The following is a 13,674-nucleotide window of genomic DNA, read 5'->3' as shown; positions in this document are numbered from 1 at the left end:
ACCCCAGGTTAAGGGAATGTCAGGCGTCACAGCATGGGGCGCGTTTACGCTCCCCTCAGAGCAGAGAGGGGAGAGAGAAGAGAAGGAGATCAGGAGATAAAGTTTTTGCCCTGCTTCAGCACCACGTCACAGGCTTTGGTTTTCAGCTTCTCACCCATCGGCGAGTTGCTCAGGCTTTGCAGATTCAACTGCTGGCCGTTACCGGTATTCAGCAGACCTGCGACGCCCTGGGTGTAATCGGTTTTCTGTTCCTGCGCGGTGGTGGTGTTCAGACCGAGCTTGCTCAGCACCTGGTCTTTGACCGACTGCACATTGTTTTTCACCACGTTATGTTCGACACAATACTGCATCACACCGGCGGCGTTGGTCATGCTGTTGGCGCTGACCGCTTTATCGCCGCCGCCCAGCATGCTGGTAATAGAGGAGAGCGACATGCCGCCATTCTGCTGCGTGGTGCCGGTGGTGCTGCCGTTGTTCTGCTGGCTGAGCTGCGATGCTGCACTGCTCAGCTGATCCTGCCAGCTTGCCGCTGATGCACTGCCTGCGACCAGAAGTGCCGCCAGTCCCCATCCCCACGCACTACGTTGTGCTTGCTTCATTTCAACCTCGGTATGTGCTTATTCAGTTTTCCTAAGAAAGGCTGACGGGCAGAAAGTTCCTGACTTCCTTTTATAAAAAGCGTCTTAAATAGCACTTTGGGAATCTTCTGTAACAGGAGCAATAAAATATTCAGATGCTTGTAGGTGTTATTATTTTGTGAGGTGATTTTCTGCAGCCAGTAATAAGCACGTCCCGCTGAAACATTATTTAATATCCTCACCATATTTATCAGGAATTGTCCTGGTTTAAATTAAAGTTACCGCTTTGCTTATAGCGTGTTTTCTAAGCGCTTGCGTCTGGGTTGGTAATATTTACCTGAGTAATTAAATTTATATAACTGTATGTATTTTAGTTATTTTTTATTTTTAGCGTAGCGGCGATTTAAGCCGTGCCGCTGGTTTTTGATGCGATTTTCTGTGCCGTAATTAAATTGAGTTAGCGGGGTTTTTTATTATTCCGGCTTGCGAAATCAGCCAGAGTGTTCATGCTTAATCACTGTGTCAGGCAGTTGTGGCAGATATTTAATTTAACGGGAGCGATATTATGGCTGGACAGCCAGAGCACAATAATAATGCAGAGGTCACGCTTAAACTCGCGGAAGAGCAAATAGCCCTGACGAAGCAAAAGATTGTGGATGGACATGTCCGTGTTACCCGTTCCACAACTGAGCATGACGAGGTCATCAGTACACTGCTTAACCGGGAGAAGGTTGAGGTTGAGCATGTAGCGAAAGCGCAACCCGTTGAAACGATGCCCGAAATCAGGGAAGAGAACGGTGTACTGATTGTCCCGGTAGTAGAGGAAGAAATCCAAATCGTCAGAAAGCTGGTGCTTAAAGAAGAGATCCACATCCGAAAAGTGCAGGAAAATGTTCCTTTTCAGGAAGTGGTGACCCGACGTGAGCAGCAGGTGAACGTTGAAAGAGATGACGATCAAATTAGCTAACAGAGAGGAACCTATCATGGCACATGAAAAAATCGTAACACTGTTCGATTCTGCAAATCAGGCAGAGGCCGCGAAAAGAAATCTCGTGAAAGCAGGCTTTTCTGATCGGGACATCAGTCTTATCAGTGGAGAACGTTTGCAGGAGGAAGGACACTCTATCCGCCATCCGAGCATCTGGCAGCGTCTGTTTGGTCACTCCGTTGATAAAGAGCAGGCCGATGTTTATACCAGAGCGATGGACAAGGGCGGCGTAGTGCTGACCATCCGCACCGAGGAGGAGAAGCTGGCTCGCGCCATGACCATTCTTCATTCTCATGACTCGGTGGACGTTCCGTCACGTATGCAAAGCTCGGTTGAGAATGGCACCACCGCGCCGGGCATCAACCCGACGACGGCAGGTAAGCAGTTTGCCGGTGAGACCAATGACCGCCAGGTTGAACCGCGACGCACCTCACTGACCGGTGATGAGAGCGAAGCTGACATTCTGCGTCTTGCCGAAGAGCAGGTGGAAGTGGGTAAACGTCTGGTGAGCGAAGGTTCCACTCGTGTTCGCCGCTATACCGTGACCGATACCGTATCTGAAGATATTTCGCTGCATGAGCAGCACGCTGACATCTTCCGTCGTTCGGTGAATGAACCCGCGCTGGCTGGTGAAGTGGACTGGTCCGAGAAAACCGTCGAGGTTGCTGAGACCCATGAGCAGCCGGTGATCAACAAAACGACCCACGTGAAAGAAGAAGTAGTGGTGCGTACCGACGGCAGCGATCGTACCGAGACCATTAACGACACGGTGCGTCGTCAGGAAGTAGATATCGACCATGCACGAGGTGGTCTGGAGCGCGAACTTCCGGGTACGACCGCAGGGGTAAAACCTGCGACCGCCGCAGCAGGCACGCAGTCACCAGGTGCACATAACCGTGACCACAAAGAGAGCCTGACTGAGAAGGTGAGTGAGAAAGCCAGCGAAGTGAAGGATAAGGTCGGGAACAAACTGCACGACCACTCGCATTGAGGCGCTTATCCTGACAACAACAGGCGCTAATGGGCACCGCTGATGCCCGATGCTGAGCATGCAAGATGCAAGAAGGGGCCAACCGCGAGGTTGGCTCTTTTGCGTTTGTGGGGCAGTAAAAACGGACAACGGCGTCATATCTTCTTCGGTATAATCAGGAAATATCTGCGCAGGCCGGGCAGGAATAAAACATAAGGGAATAAAGTGAACTGTAAACCGATGCTTTTCGTACTGGCGGTGTTCTCCCTGACGGCTCAGGCCGCCCAGAGCGGAAAAACGCTTGAGCACAAAGACTGGGAAGTTGTCTGTGATAACACCCTGACCTGCCGCATTGCAGGTTATGCCAAAGAAGAGGATCCCTCCGGCTCCATCCTGCTCACCCGTGCCGCTGGACCTGCAACGGAGACTGTGGGAGAAGTGACGCTGGGCGACACCGAAGATGACAGCAAACCGGCGGAAAAGCTGACGCTATGGATCAACGGAAAATCAGCTGGCGATCTGGTGGCGGCTGATGACAATTGGCGAATGTCGGCCAGCCAGACCTCTGCGGTAATCAGCGCCGTCAAAGGCAGCGGTAAAGTCGAATTTAAAGGCGGCACAAAGCCATTCCAGCTTTCTGGCGAGGGCGCTTATGCCGTGCTGCTGAAAGCGGACGACGTGCAGGGCCGTATCGGCACGCCAGGTGCACTCACTAAAAAGGGCAATAAACCGGAGAGCAGCGTGGCTAAGGCGGTGCCCGCACCAGTTATTCAGGCGGCTAAAACCCTCGGCGGCGAACCCCGTTTGCTGACCGCTCCGGAAATCGACGCGCTGAAAACCCGACTGCTTTCAACGGTGAATCACAATGACGATGACACGTGCGATAGCCTTTATTCACCTGCAGAAAACAGCGATCCGGAAACTGACGGACTCACTCTTACTCCACTGGATGACACACATGCTTTGCTTTCAGCGCTCTGCTGGCGGGCCGCTTATAACGAAGGATATGGCTACTGGGTCATTGATAACCAACTCAAAGGCACGCCGGTGCTGGTGACCATCTCCGGGTCGGATTACGACAAGGGCGAGATTACCAATGTGCAGAAAGGTCGCGGTATTGGTGACTGCATGAGTCAGGAAAGCTGGGTATGGGACGGCCAGGCTTTCCGCAAAAGCTATGACGGCGGGACCGGCATGTGTCGTTATATCCATGCGGGTGGCACCTGGGATCTTCCCACGCTGGTAACGGATGTGAAGCCTGTTTCGGGTTAGAGCTTTTGTTTTGCTAATGAAACATGATGGCCGACGTGAGTGCTTTGCAGCGGCGAGGGTGAGTGAATAATTTCTGACAAGGATGTCACGCAGCGTCCCGGAGAACCCAGGAGACGGTTTTTTCAGCAGTTGCACATTCGCCTGCGGATAAGGGTTGCGGAAACAGGGGGTAACGGTATAATCCTCAACGTTTTCCGCATACCCTTCAGTGCCGAAGTGGCGAAATCGGTAGACGCAGTTGATTCAAAATCAACCGCCGCGAGGCGTGCCGGTTCGATTCCGGCCTTCGGCACCAAGTATCCTGTCCATCCCCGTCCGGGGAAGTCTAAAATAATCTTTAAAATCAACATGAAGTTTGAGTTTAACATCCTGTATCGTTTGGGCACATCCGTTGCAATCCAGACCATGCTGGGGACATAATTGGGGGCATTTCCACTTCGATAAGAAATGTGCCCCCAAAATGAAGCTGAATGCCCGCTTGGTCGACACTGCAAAGCCTAAAGAAAAAACCTATAAAATGGCTGATGGTGGCGGTTTGTATCTTGAGGTCACGACCAAAGGATCAAAGTACTGACGTATGAAGTATCGACGGCCAGCCGACAGAAAAGAAGACCGGCTTACCTTTGGCGTCTGGCCAACAGTGACGTTTGCTGAGGCAGGTGCTAAGCATGATGAAGCTAAAAAGATTTACAGAGCTGGGGATTGACCCCAAAGCTGAGCAGAAAGAAGCACAGGCTAAGAATGGCGGGGCTTATAATTTTGAAACGATCGCCCGTGAATGGCATGCCAGTAACAAGCGCTAGAGTGATGGCCATCGTTCACGGATCCTGCGCTATCTTGAACTCTATATATTCCCTCATATCGGTTTGGCAGATATTCGTAAACTTAAAACCAGCCAGCTCTTAGCACCTATTAAGGCTATTGATGCCAGTGGCAGGCATGACGTCGTTCAGCGTCTTCACCACCGTGTTACGGCGATAATGCGTTATGCCGTGCAAAACGATTACATTGACTCTAATCCTGCAGTTGATATGGCCGGGGCACTTTCTACGGTCAAGGCCCGTCATTACCCCGCATTACCCTTCAGCCGTTTTCCGGAATTTCTTGAGCGCCTTGCCGCATACCGTGGGCGCATTATGACGCGTATAGCCGTCGAGTTTTCATTACTGACTTTTGTCCGCTCCAGTGAGCTGCGCTTTGCCCGGTGGGATGAATTCGATTTAGAAAGAGCCCTGTGGCCGATACCCTGCGCAACGCAAAGAAATAGAAGGCGTTCGTTATTCTCACCGAGGCATGAAGATGAAAGAGGAGCATCTTGTGCCGCTAAGTCGTCAGGTTTTAGTCTTGCTGGAAAAGCTGAAGCAATTAAGCGGTGATAACGAGACTCTTTCCCGGCGATCACGATCCTAAAAAGTCATGAGCGAAAACACGGTTAACAATGCCCTTCATGCTATAGGGTATGACAAGAAGACCGAAGTTTACGGACATGGTTTTAGGACAATAGCTCGGGGAGCTTAAGGGGAGTGAGGATTATAGAGTGATGATGCTATTGAACGGCAGCTTAGTGATACCGAACGCAATAATGTTAGTGGAGCTTATATCTATACATCCGGACACCTAGATGAGCGTCGATTAATGATGCAGTGGTGGGCAGATTATCTTCATTTTATTAAAAATTGCGCTGTGATGCCTTTTGAGTTTGCGTAATATTGGGGACCAAAGGGTAAAGGATGAAATCCTTTACCCTTATACTATTAAGGAAATTTTTTCCTTAGGTCAGTTAGCTTTTGTATGTCAATGTCAATTATTTTTTTAGCGCAGTCACTACAATAGTAATCGAACCCCAGACCATTTTTTACTTTTAAACGTAAACTACCTTGAGTTAACTGATGTTTAGAATTGGCTTGGCATTTATGACTTTTTTTTGCAACGTCAAACGAAGCGTTTATGATTAATGTTTTAGTTTTTCCCATTTATAATATCCTCACTAACTTCTTCAGCAATAATTTTGATGTTTTCTTCTATTAATTCTAATTGTACGCGACTGAAGTCAGAGCGGCTGCCTGATGGCATATCAACTAATGTGTTTATTTTCTTATCTATTTTGATTTTGATATAAATTAAATTGTTTTTTTGGAATGTTGGATCAAGCCCTTTTGTGTTGGGGTTAATATTATGTGTAGCCAGTATTTTTCTTGCCTCATTCATTGCGAGGGTATCTAAGCTACTACGTTTGGCTTGCCTTTCCCTTTGTTTTGTAACATAAATGGGGTCTAATGACTTGAATGCCTTTGTTACTTCTTCTTCAGAATATCCTTTTCTTTGAAGAACTTTTAAAGCCTCAAGCGCTTCATCATCTTCATAGAGGCTTATTTCTTCAAGAGTTATATCTGTTTGCGATCTAACTTCAATCTGACTTATTTCTTCTCTTGAGGTAGGTTCAATTATCTTTGTGTCTCCACCAGTATCTGGAGTAAAATCCTCAAGAGGTAATAATTGATCAAAAAACTCTTTGTCTGCTTCACTAAATTGTTGAAAGTCTCCCCATTGTTTTGCAATGTTTGCGCCGGCATGAAAAACAACGACTCCTTGGTTAAGGATGCTCTGCGCGTTATTTTGTTCAATCACTCGCATTATCCTGCCAACAAACTGTACAAAAGGCGATAAGTTATTAAATATACTAAATATTGCTGCAACTGAAAGGTATGGATGATCAAATCCCTCCCCAAGTTTTCTTACTTGAACGATCACATCCAATTCGTGTTGGTTAAGCTTGTTCATCACCCTCTGATTGTAGTTACTATCCTCCCTTGAGTGAACGTAATCCGCTCTCAATCCTCTTGCTCTGTAAGCCTCTACTATCTGACGGCAATGATCATAATTCAGAGCCGATGCTATAATTTTAAGTTTGCTTTCCTTAGTTTCTTCTCTTAGTCGATTTAATTCATGTATTGAAGCGTCTATGATTGTTGTTAAAGTTTCTTTTGATGTAACTATACCTCTTCTGAACTTAGAATCTTCTTCTCCTAGTCGCTTAACTTCATCTAAATTTATTTCTACTTCTGCGCCACTATCATCCCTTACGAACTTTAACGTTTTGGGATTCAATTGAACTGCTTTGAGGCGTTTGACATATCCATTTTTAATGGCTTTAAATATAGGGTAGGTATATATTATTTTTCCTGCCATTAATTGGCCATCAGCTCGTAAAGGCGTTGCACTGTAGTTTACGATATAAGCCTCTGGGAAGTGCTGTTTTAATAGCATAAAACTGGTTGCTACACTATGATGTCCTTCATCAAATAAAATTAAATCAAAGAAGTCATTAGGTAAATTTTTCAACCATCTGTTTTCGCTACCTCCTTGTAGTTGTTGTATATTTGTAATTACGACTTCTGCTTCTTGTAAGTCTGATAAATTCCCTTCATCACCTCTAATCTCTACTGGTTCAGGATAGTTATTGTCAGATATTATTTTGCACTTGCGGTAAAACATGTTTTCGTTGCTTGGGTCGAAGTCTTTCAATAGTTGTGATGATATGTGTAATCCGGGGGAGATTACCAATGTGCGTTTCGATTTAAATGCGAAAGGGGTTATTGCAATACATCCCGATTTACCACAACCTACAGGAAGAATTACTCCCACTTCTTTTTGATTTTCATTTTTATCTTCATAATGCGTTTCAAGAGCCTGGTATGCCTCAATTTGAGGGGCTCGTATATTATCATTACCTTTGATATGTACAGTTTTTGAGGAAAAAGCACTGGTCATTGCAACTCCTGCTATTAAGTTAGTAACAAATTGTAATTTTAGATATTCATAAACATTTTCCTTAAGAAAATCCACTTATTTTTTATTTTTACGGATGACTAATTGATTAATTTAGTGATTTTGATCAAAAATTCATGGAAAGGTTTTCCAGTTATTTGGAATTATTTGTAGCTATTTGGAGTTTTTTGTTTTGCTCTTGCCTGTCATATTGGAAAAGTAAAAAAATTTAATTTTTATAACTATCGGGAATCATTTAATTTAATGATTTTTCAGTCTTTTTTAAGTTTCACTTTTGATTGTCATTTTTAAAGGGCTTTCTTGTTTTGGGAGCCGGGCTACACCTGTATAAACCGGTTTCTATATGGAAGTAAATTGCACCATCTCTGATGATAACGGCATTTACGCTTTTTTGTACAATCCCATGCCGCCGGTGTTCGGCGACTGGAACGACGCTTTCATACAGCACGGTGAGGAAAGCACCCGGCGTGCGCTGGCAGAAGCCGCCACGCCACTCGCCGCCAGTCCGTTCGACGTAATGAGTGAGGAGGAATTTTCGGCCATGAGCGTCAGCGAAAAGGCGGAGCGCGTGGCGGAGCACTACCGCAGCGCGCTGGCCGTGGACGCCAGCGGGGAAATTCTGTCCCGCTACCGTTCCGGCGTGTGGAAGGTGATTTCCGGGAAGCCGTTCGATCGCGACGTGGCGAAGCTGTTCCAGCGCCTGCGCGCGCCGTTTTCGGCGGGCAAGATTTCGGGCGTGGTGGACACGCTGAAGCTGATGCTGCCGCAACAGGCCGATCCGGCGCGCCGATTGGCTTCCGTAACGGCGTGCTGGACACCCGCACCGGCGGCTTCAGCCCGCAAAGTAAAGACCTCTGGCTGCGCACGATCAGCGAGGTGGACTACACTAAGGCCGTTCAGGGTGAAACGCTTGCAGACCATGCGCCGCACTTCTGGCAGTGGCTCGACCGCGCCGCCGGACGCGATCCGGCCAAGCGTGACATCATTCTGGCCGCGCTGTTTATGGTGCTGGCGAATCGCTACGACTGGCAGCTGTTTCTGGAAGTCACCGGTCCCGGCGGTAGCGGTAAAAGCATCATGGCGGAAATCGCCACTATGCTTGCCGGAACTGACAACACAACCTCCGCAACGATTGAAACGCTGGAGTCGTATCGTGAACGCGCGGCGGTGATTGGCTATTCGCTGATTATCCTGCCTGACCTGGAAAAACGGAGCGGCGACGGCGCGGGCATCAAGGCGATTACCGGCGGCGATGCGGTCTCCGTGGACCCGAAATATCGCGACGCCTACTCAACGCACATTCCGGCGATAATTCTGGCGGTAAACAACAACCCGATGCGCTTCACCGACCGCAGCGGGGGCGTGTCGCGCCGCCGGGTGATACTATACTTCCCTGAGATCATCCCCGCAGACGAGCGCGACCCGCAACTGAAGGAGAAAATCAGCGGTGAGCTGGCGGTTATCGTGCGCCAGCTGATGCAGCAGTTCAGTCAGCCGCAGCAGACCCGGTCGCTGCTTCAGTCACAGCAGAACTCCGACGAAGCGATGCGCATCAAGCGCGATGCGGACCCGATGGTGGACTTCTGCGGCTATCTGTTCACGACGCCGGAGCCAAACGCGCTCTATATGGGGAACGCCAGCATTAGGCCGCTTCAGTCCAGACGTTACCTCTACCATGTCTATATGGAGGCCAACGGCTACAAGAATCCGCTCAGCATGAAGATGTTTTGTCTTTCACTTGAGGGGGTTCTGCGGGAATACGGGCTGAACTATCTGAAATGGCGAACAAATTAGAGGATTCAGACTAACCTAAATCTGACTGAAGAGAGTAATACAGAGTGGATGCCAAAGTGCGATGACATGAAAGCAGTCTGAACCTCCCGGAACCGGTGAAAGCCGGTTTATTGAACGTTTGGTGTGTTCGATTCTAGATTGAAACATAATTTTTCAAAACAATGAGTTATGGGTTGTAGCGTGAGCATAAAATTCTAGATCGCTTATTCTATAAATCAAAATTAATGCGATTTGATCCTAATGATTGTAAAGTATTGCGCATTATTTTTTACCCATTCTGTTAAAAAATAGGCATCTATGATAAAAATTTACCGCAAAACGTATTATTTTTAAAAGATTATGAAAGGTTTTATATCAACCATGAAACCGGCTGCAGTTAAAAACAACCGGTTAACTCTCACAAGAAGAAAATTACACCTTTATAGTTCCCAAGTAATCACTAAGGTGATTTATCTTATCACGTCTTAATTTAGATACGGCATTTTCAATGAAATCAAAATCAATTCCATTCTCATTAACTGGCAATGAAATTAATGTCTTCGTGAAAACTTTTTCAAAGTCTCTAACTAGTACACTTTTAAATAATTCATGTTGCATATTTAATATAGCAGTAAAATAAGTTGCTCTATTTGAATTTAGGTTAAAACCTTTGGGTATCGCTCTCTTTGTAAATTGACCAGCATAAAAGTCTTTCTCCATATAAAAGAACTTCATACCCATCATTCCAACAGCCAGACACTTTCCTTCTATTTTATTTTCTTCGTTAAAGTACTCAACATAACCTAAAATTCCGTTATTAAATACTGTTCTGGTGAAGTATGGGTAGCCGTCACCATCTACAAAACAAAGGTCTTCTTTATTTAGTTGAGGATTTGATTTTATTTCGAAAAGGTCACCCAACTTGAAATCTTTCATTTTAATGATTTTACCTAAAGACCTATCAGTCAAAGCATTCGATAAGCTATCATTTTTATGGAAGTTTATTAGACTTGAAATTTCCCAATGGAAATAATTTGAAACCGATCTATCTAAGTCAGCCAAACTTAATTCCCCTGATATTAATTTGGTTTTATTCCAATCAGCCCCATTGTTAGGATCTATTTTATCCTCAAAGCACTCGATTTCAGACAAAAGTTTTCTTTTACTGCAGCCAAATCTTACAATATCAACAACTTCTTGATATCTATCCTTAGCAAAACCAACATCCCTTAGGTTATTATTAGATTTTCTCCGATTAGTTCTTATATAGCCATCATTTGAGAAATCTATAAATTTCACCATTTCTTCTTTATGGTGCGGCTCATTAACCTTAAAAACATAAATGTATGTTTGTACATTAGCTTTACCAATAAATAAATCTCTTGGCATCTTTATGCTTGATAGTAAAGTATTGTTTTTTAATATTTCTTTATTAAAATCCTTTGCTTTCCCTGTGCCAGCTGAAGAATGAGTTATAATTGCCGCGTATCCTCCATCCATCATTGATAATGCTTTTTCAACAAAAATCATACCTTTACCAGGAGCTGAATAGGGAGGGTTTAATATAAAGGCGTTGGCGGGGAATTTTTTACCATCCAGTCCAAAGCCGTACTTACCATCAAAGTCACGAAGAGAGTCTTTATTGATTATATTAGAACTACCGTCACCCATTAATATCATATTTAAAACAGCAAGCATATATACACTAGGTAATAGCTCCAATCCTAAAAGCTGCTCTGCTTTGATAGATAATTCTTTATTCCTTAACTCATCAGGAGAGGTTATTTTATCTTTGGCATCCATGAGCATTTCGTTCATAGCTGCTACTAGTAAACCAGCAGAGCCCGTGGCAAAATCCCAAACATAAGAATCTTTATTAACTCTTGCTAATTTTACCAATAGATTGGCTATACTTGAAGGTGTTAATACAACATCATTTAACTTATCCTGGGTAAATCCAAGCCAACTATACATTTCATTAAACAACTTCCCTGTAAAGTCAGTTGTTAAACCAATTTTATAATAAATACCAAGATCATCAACTATCTTTGAAAAAACTCGCTTGAGTTGAGTTTCGCCATTCTTTGGCTTATTTAAGTTATCAGACGATAAAGTGTTCTGCAAAGTCCTAAGTATTAATGACTTTTTATCTTCTGGTAGATTCTTGCACCTCAGAAAGGATTCTATTTTCTTTAAAATAATATCTCCGTCAGTATAACCAATCTCTGATGAAGACTCCAAGTCGGATTTTTCCAGAGGCCTAACCTTGCCGGGTATTCCTATTGTAGATATAATAGATGCTGCAACTAAATAAACCCTATCGTTTTCTCCAAGACCGCTCTCATTCTGATAAATATCATTATTTAATCTAATTAAAGAAGAGTTGATTTCTTTTTCTTTCCTTTCTTTAATTAACTTTAACTCTTCATCTGAAAGCCTTGTGTTTTTAGCTTTAACAATAAATTCATCAAAATGTTCATTAGCTAAAAATGAAAAATCAGAATAATCACCAATCCTTTTACCTGAACCTAAATTGTCCTTGGATACAAAATAAACACCAATTTTATGATGTAACTTACCTTGTTCATCACAATGTCCTGTCATGCCTATAGCTATAACATCAGTATAGCCTGTGTGGTGAAGTATCGCATTTGCGTAATGGATAGCACCATTTACAGCGTAATTCTTAATGTTTTTAAAGTTAGGTTCGTTTTTGGAAGTCTGATTGTCTACGAATCCATCAGAATTAATTTTAACTAGCTGATCCTTCCCACCCTTGTACTCAATTAGCACAGGGTAATAATTCAACTCCTTGTCTTGAATGAGTAGTTTAACATCTGGCCTATTACCTCCAGAGCCACCGCTTTTAGATAGATAGTCGTTAAGAGCTTTATCTATTTCATGGTTAAGGCTCCCCTGCTCTAACTTGTAATCAAGATGGTGTGATTTAAGCCATCCGTTACCTAACTCAGAAATGACTGGCTCAATGGATTTTGTCTTCTTCATTTTTAAAACCTTGTGTTTATCATTTTGATGACTTTGCTAGATAGAATCTCTCATTTTTTTATTGATATACTAAACATCAGTAACTTAAATACAAGTTTTTCTATCGCATGTGCTAAGATTAAGCAAAGGTACCTTCTGTTCCCAGACAGTCTTTATTCGTTGAATTTCAGAAATTCTTCCATAACCGCTTTCGATGAAGTAGTATATATTCCATAAGCACCCTTCCATAACCAAAAAAATAGTCAGAACGATATAAGTCGCAGACTTCCAAGTATAACAAGACATTTCACGTCGCATAGCGTACACGGACTCATTATCAGCCTTGGCTACCAGGCTCAAGACGTTAACGGCAGGCTTCTGCTGTACCAGCTCAGCATGTTTCAACTCCTGCTCAACATGATTCAATGCTGTACTAACCGACTTTTTGGCAGTTTCCGTTATATTACCGGAGGCACTGTCCAGCTCACTGATGACCTGAGCCAGTTTTGATATCTGGTGAATTAATTGAGCAGATTCAGCCTGGAACTGGTCAATCAGCGCGGCAACGTGCTTTTTCTGAGCCTGCTGATGCCCGATAAGGGCGGCAATTTTTTTAATTTCTTCACTCATGGTAAATCCTGTCTATCGTGAGAATGACCAGCCGTCATCTGGTTTCTGTCGTTTCTTTTCGGCAAGGCGCTACCGCTCTTTCTCCCGATGTCACTGCTGTTCAGTCCGGTAGTCACGCTCCTGCTGCCGGACCATTTCTTGATGCAGCGCCTGAAAATCCGCCATTGCATCGTTAACAAGGGACTTAAGGTCTTTCTCGTCTTGTATGTCCTACATCGCCTCGCTGGCCAGTTCATCCAGCTTCTCCGGCACTTTTTCAAAATCAAGCGTTCTGCCAGAATTACTTCCTGCGCAGGCTTCTGCTCATGTTTGGGCGTCAGATTCTCCCGCTCACTGATGGCTTCCTGCAGTGAGGTAGTGATGTTAATGACTCTGTCATATTCATCACGGGACTGCTGTACCTGTCTTTCGGCCTTCCTGCGCTCGAGAATCGCCTATAGCTGCTCAGTATCGAATTGATTTACCTGTTGTCCCGCCCCCAGATGTCGTTCCGGCTCACGGTCAATGCTCTGCGCTTTCAGAGAACGTGAATCGACACGGCCAGTGTGCTGATATCCATCCTGTACAGGTCGAAAGTAGGTATGTATTTGGGGTGGTTCGTTCGCGTCATTTTATTGGTTCAATCTCTGGCTTAGTTCAGGGAGCAGTATATCCTGCGGCAAAGTCCAGCGATGTTCAATCTTACGAAT

8 protein-coding genes, 1 tRNA gene and 3 pseudogenes are annotated in these 13,674 nt (G+C 44.7%); 6 read left to right on the top strand and 6 right to left on the bottom strand.

What is annotated here, in order from left to right:
• Nucleotides 1-89 precede the first annotated feature (89 nt).
• Entirely contained in the window at nt 90-599 is a 510-nt protein-coding gene (locus AFL22_RS07965; protein ID WP_033759689.1) for a DUF2501 domain-containing protein, read from the bottom strand.
• Between the two features lie 544 nt (nt 600-1,143).
• On the opposite strand from AFL22_RS07965, the gene AFL22_RS07955 reads away from it, so the two are divergent.
• The 5 genes and pseudogenes from AFL22_RS07955 to AFL22_RS07935 all read left to right on the top strand — a co-directional run bounded on the left by AFL22_RS07955 (nt 1,144) and on the right by AFL22_RS07935 (nt 5,515).
• Entirely contained in the window at nt 1,144-1,545 is a 402-nt protein-coding gene (locus AFL22_RS07955) for a DUF2382 domain-containing protein (RefSeq protein ID WP_010251609.1), read from the top strand.
• 16 nt (nt 1,546-1,561) lie between these two features.
• On the top strand, nt 1,562-2,557 hold the full coding sequence (locus tag AFL22_RS07950; protein WP_052271154.1) for a YsnF/AvaK domain-containing protein: 996 nt from the start codon (nt 1,562-1,564) through the stop codon (nt 2,555-2,557).
• 219 nt (nt 2,558-2,776) lie between these two features.
• Nucleotides 2,777-3,808, top strand: coding sequence for a DUF1176 domain-containing protein (locus AFL22_RS07945; protein ID WP_052271153.1), 1,032 nt, complete (start codon nt 2,777-2,779; stop codon nt 3,806-3,808).
• 210 nt (nt 3,809-4,018) lie between these two features.
• A tRNA-Leu gene (locus AFL22_RS07940) sits at nt 4,019-4,103 on the top strand.
• 165 nt (nt 4,104-4,268) lie between these two features.
• Nucleotides 4,269-5,515, top strand: a pseudogene (locus tag AFL22_RS07935) (integrase arm-type DNA-binding domain-containing protein).
• A 47-nt stretch (nt 5,516-5,562) separates the two neighbouring features.
• Here AFL22_RS07935 and AFL22_RS07930 read toward each other — a convergent pair.
• Together AFL22_RS07930 and AFL22_RS07925 are read right to left on the bottom strand one after the other, a co-directional pair.
• Nucleotides 5,563-5,781, bottom strand: a complete 219-nt coding sequence (locus AFL22_RS07930; protein WP_052271152.1) for a hypothetical protein — start codon at nt 5,779-5,781, stop codon at nt 5,563-5,565.
• The gene (locus AFL22_RS07925; protein WP_052271151.1) at nt 5,768-7,579 is read right to left on the bottom strand and encodes a DEAD/DEAH box helicase family protein; all 1,812 of its coding nucleotides are present in this window, start codon (nt 7,577-7,579) and stop codon (nt 5,768-5,770) included. The genes AFL22_RS07930 and AFL22_RS07925 overlap by 14 nt, the downstream gene beginning before the upstream one ends.
• Nucleotides 7,580-8,000: 421 nt before the next feature.
• Between AFL22_RS07925 and AFL22_RS07920 the strand changes: the two are divergent.
• Nucleotides 8,001-9,472, top strand: a pseudogene (locus AFL22_RS07920) (phage/plasmid primase, P4 family); the annotation flags it as partial.
• Between the two features lie 330 nt (nt 9,473-9,802).
• On the opposite strand, the gene AFL22_RS07915 reads toward AFL22_RS07920, so the two are convergent.
• From AFL22_RS07915 to AFL22_RS24245, 3 genes and pseudogenes are all read right to left on the bottom strand, one after another.
• Nucleotides 9,803-12,376 (bottom strand): N-6 DNA methylase, encoded by a 2,574-nt coding sequence (locus tag AFL22_RS07915; protein WP_082239169.1) that lies wholly within the window; start codon nt 12,374-12,376, stop codon nt 9,803-9,805.
• 84 nt (nt 12,377-12,460) lie between these two features.
• Nucleotides 12,461-12,985, bottom strand: coding sequence for a tRNA modification GTPase (locus AFL22_RS07910; protein WP_052271150.1), 525 nt, complete (start codon nt 12,983-12,985; stop codon nt 12,461-12,463).
• A 69-nt stretch (nt 12,986-13,054) separates the two neighbouring features.
• A pseudogene (locus AFL22_RS24245) lies at nt 13,055-13,539 on the bottom strand (relaxation protein); the annotation flags it as partial.
• Nucleotides 13,540-13,674 lie beyond the last annotated feature (135 nt).

This window comes from Pantoea sp. CFSAN033090 (assembly GCF_001264395.1).
In the GTDB taxonomy this organism is placed as follows: Bacteria; Pseudomonadota; Gammaproteobacteria; order Enterobacterales; family Enterobacteriaceae; genus Pantoea; species Pantoea agglomerans.
The sequence above is the reverse complement of the archived record's forward strand: the minus strand, read 5'-3'. Positions and strand labels throughout refer to the sequence as shown.

Coding starts and splice junctions, on each gene's coding strand:
- AFL22_RS07965 (WP_033759689.1), bottom strand. CDS start 599: ATGAAGCAAGCACAACGTAGTGCGTGGGGATGGGGACTGGCGGCACTT.
- AFL22_RS07955 (WP_010251609.1), top strand. CDS start 1,144: ATGGCTGGACAGCCAGAGCACAATAATAATGCAGAGGTCACGCTTAAA.
- AFL22_RS07950 (WP_052271154.1), top strand. CDS start 1,562: ATGGCACATGAAAAAATCGTAACACTGTTCGATTCTGCAAATCAGGCA.
- AFL22_RS07945 (WP_052271153.1), top strand. CDS start 2,777: ATGCTTTTCGTACTGGCGGTGTTCTCCCTGACGGCTCAGGCCGCCCAG.
- AFL22_RS07930 (WP_052271152.1), bottom strand. CDS start 5,781: ATGGGAAAAACTAAAACATTAATCATAAACGCTTCGTTTGACGTTGCA.
- AFL22_RS07925 (WP_052271151.1), bottom strand. CDS start 7,579: ATGACCAGTGCTTTTTCCTCAAAAACTGTACATATCAAAGGTAATGAT.
- AFL22_RS07915 (WP_082239169.1), bottom strand. CDS start 12,376: ATGAAGAAGACAAAATCCATTGAGCCAGTCATTTCTGAGTTAGGTAAC.
- AFL22_RS07910 (WP_052271150.1), bottom strand. CDS start 12,985: ATGAGTGAAGAAATTAAAAAAATTGCCGCCCTTATCGGGCATCAGCAG.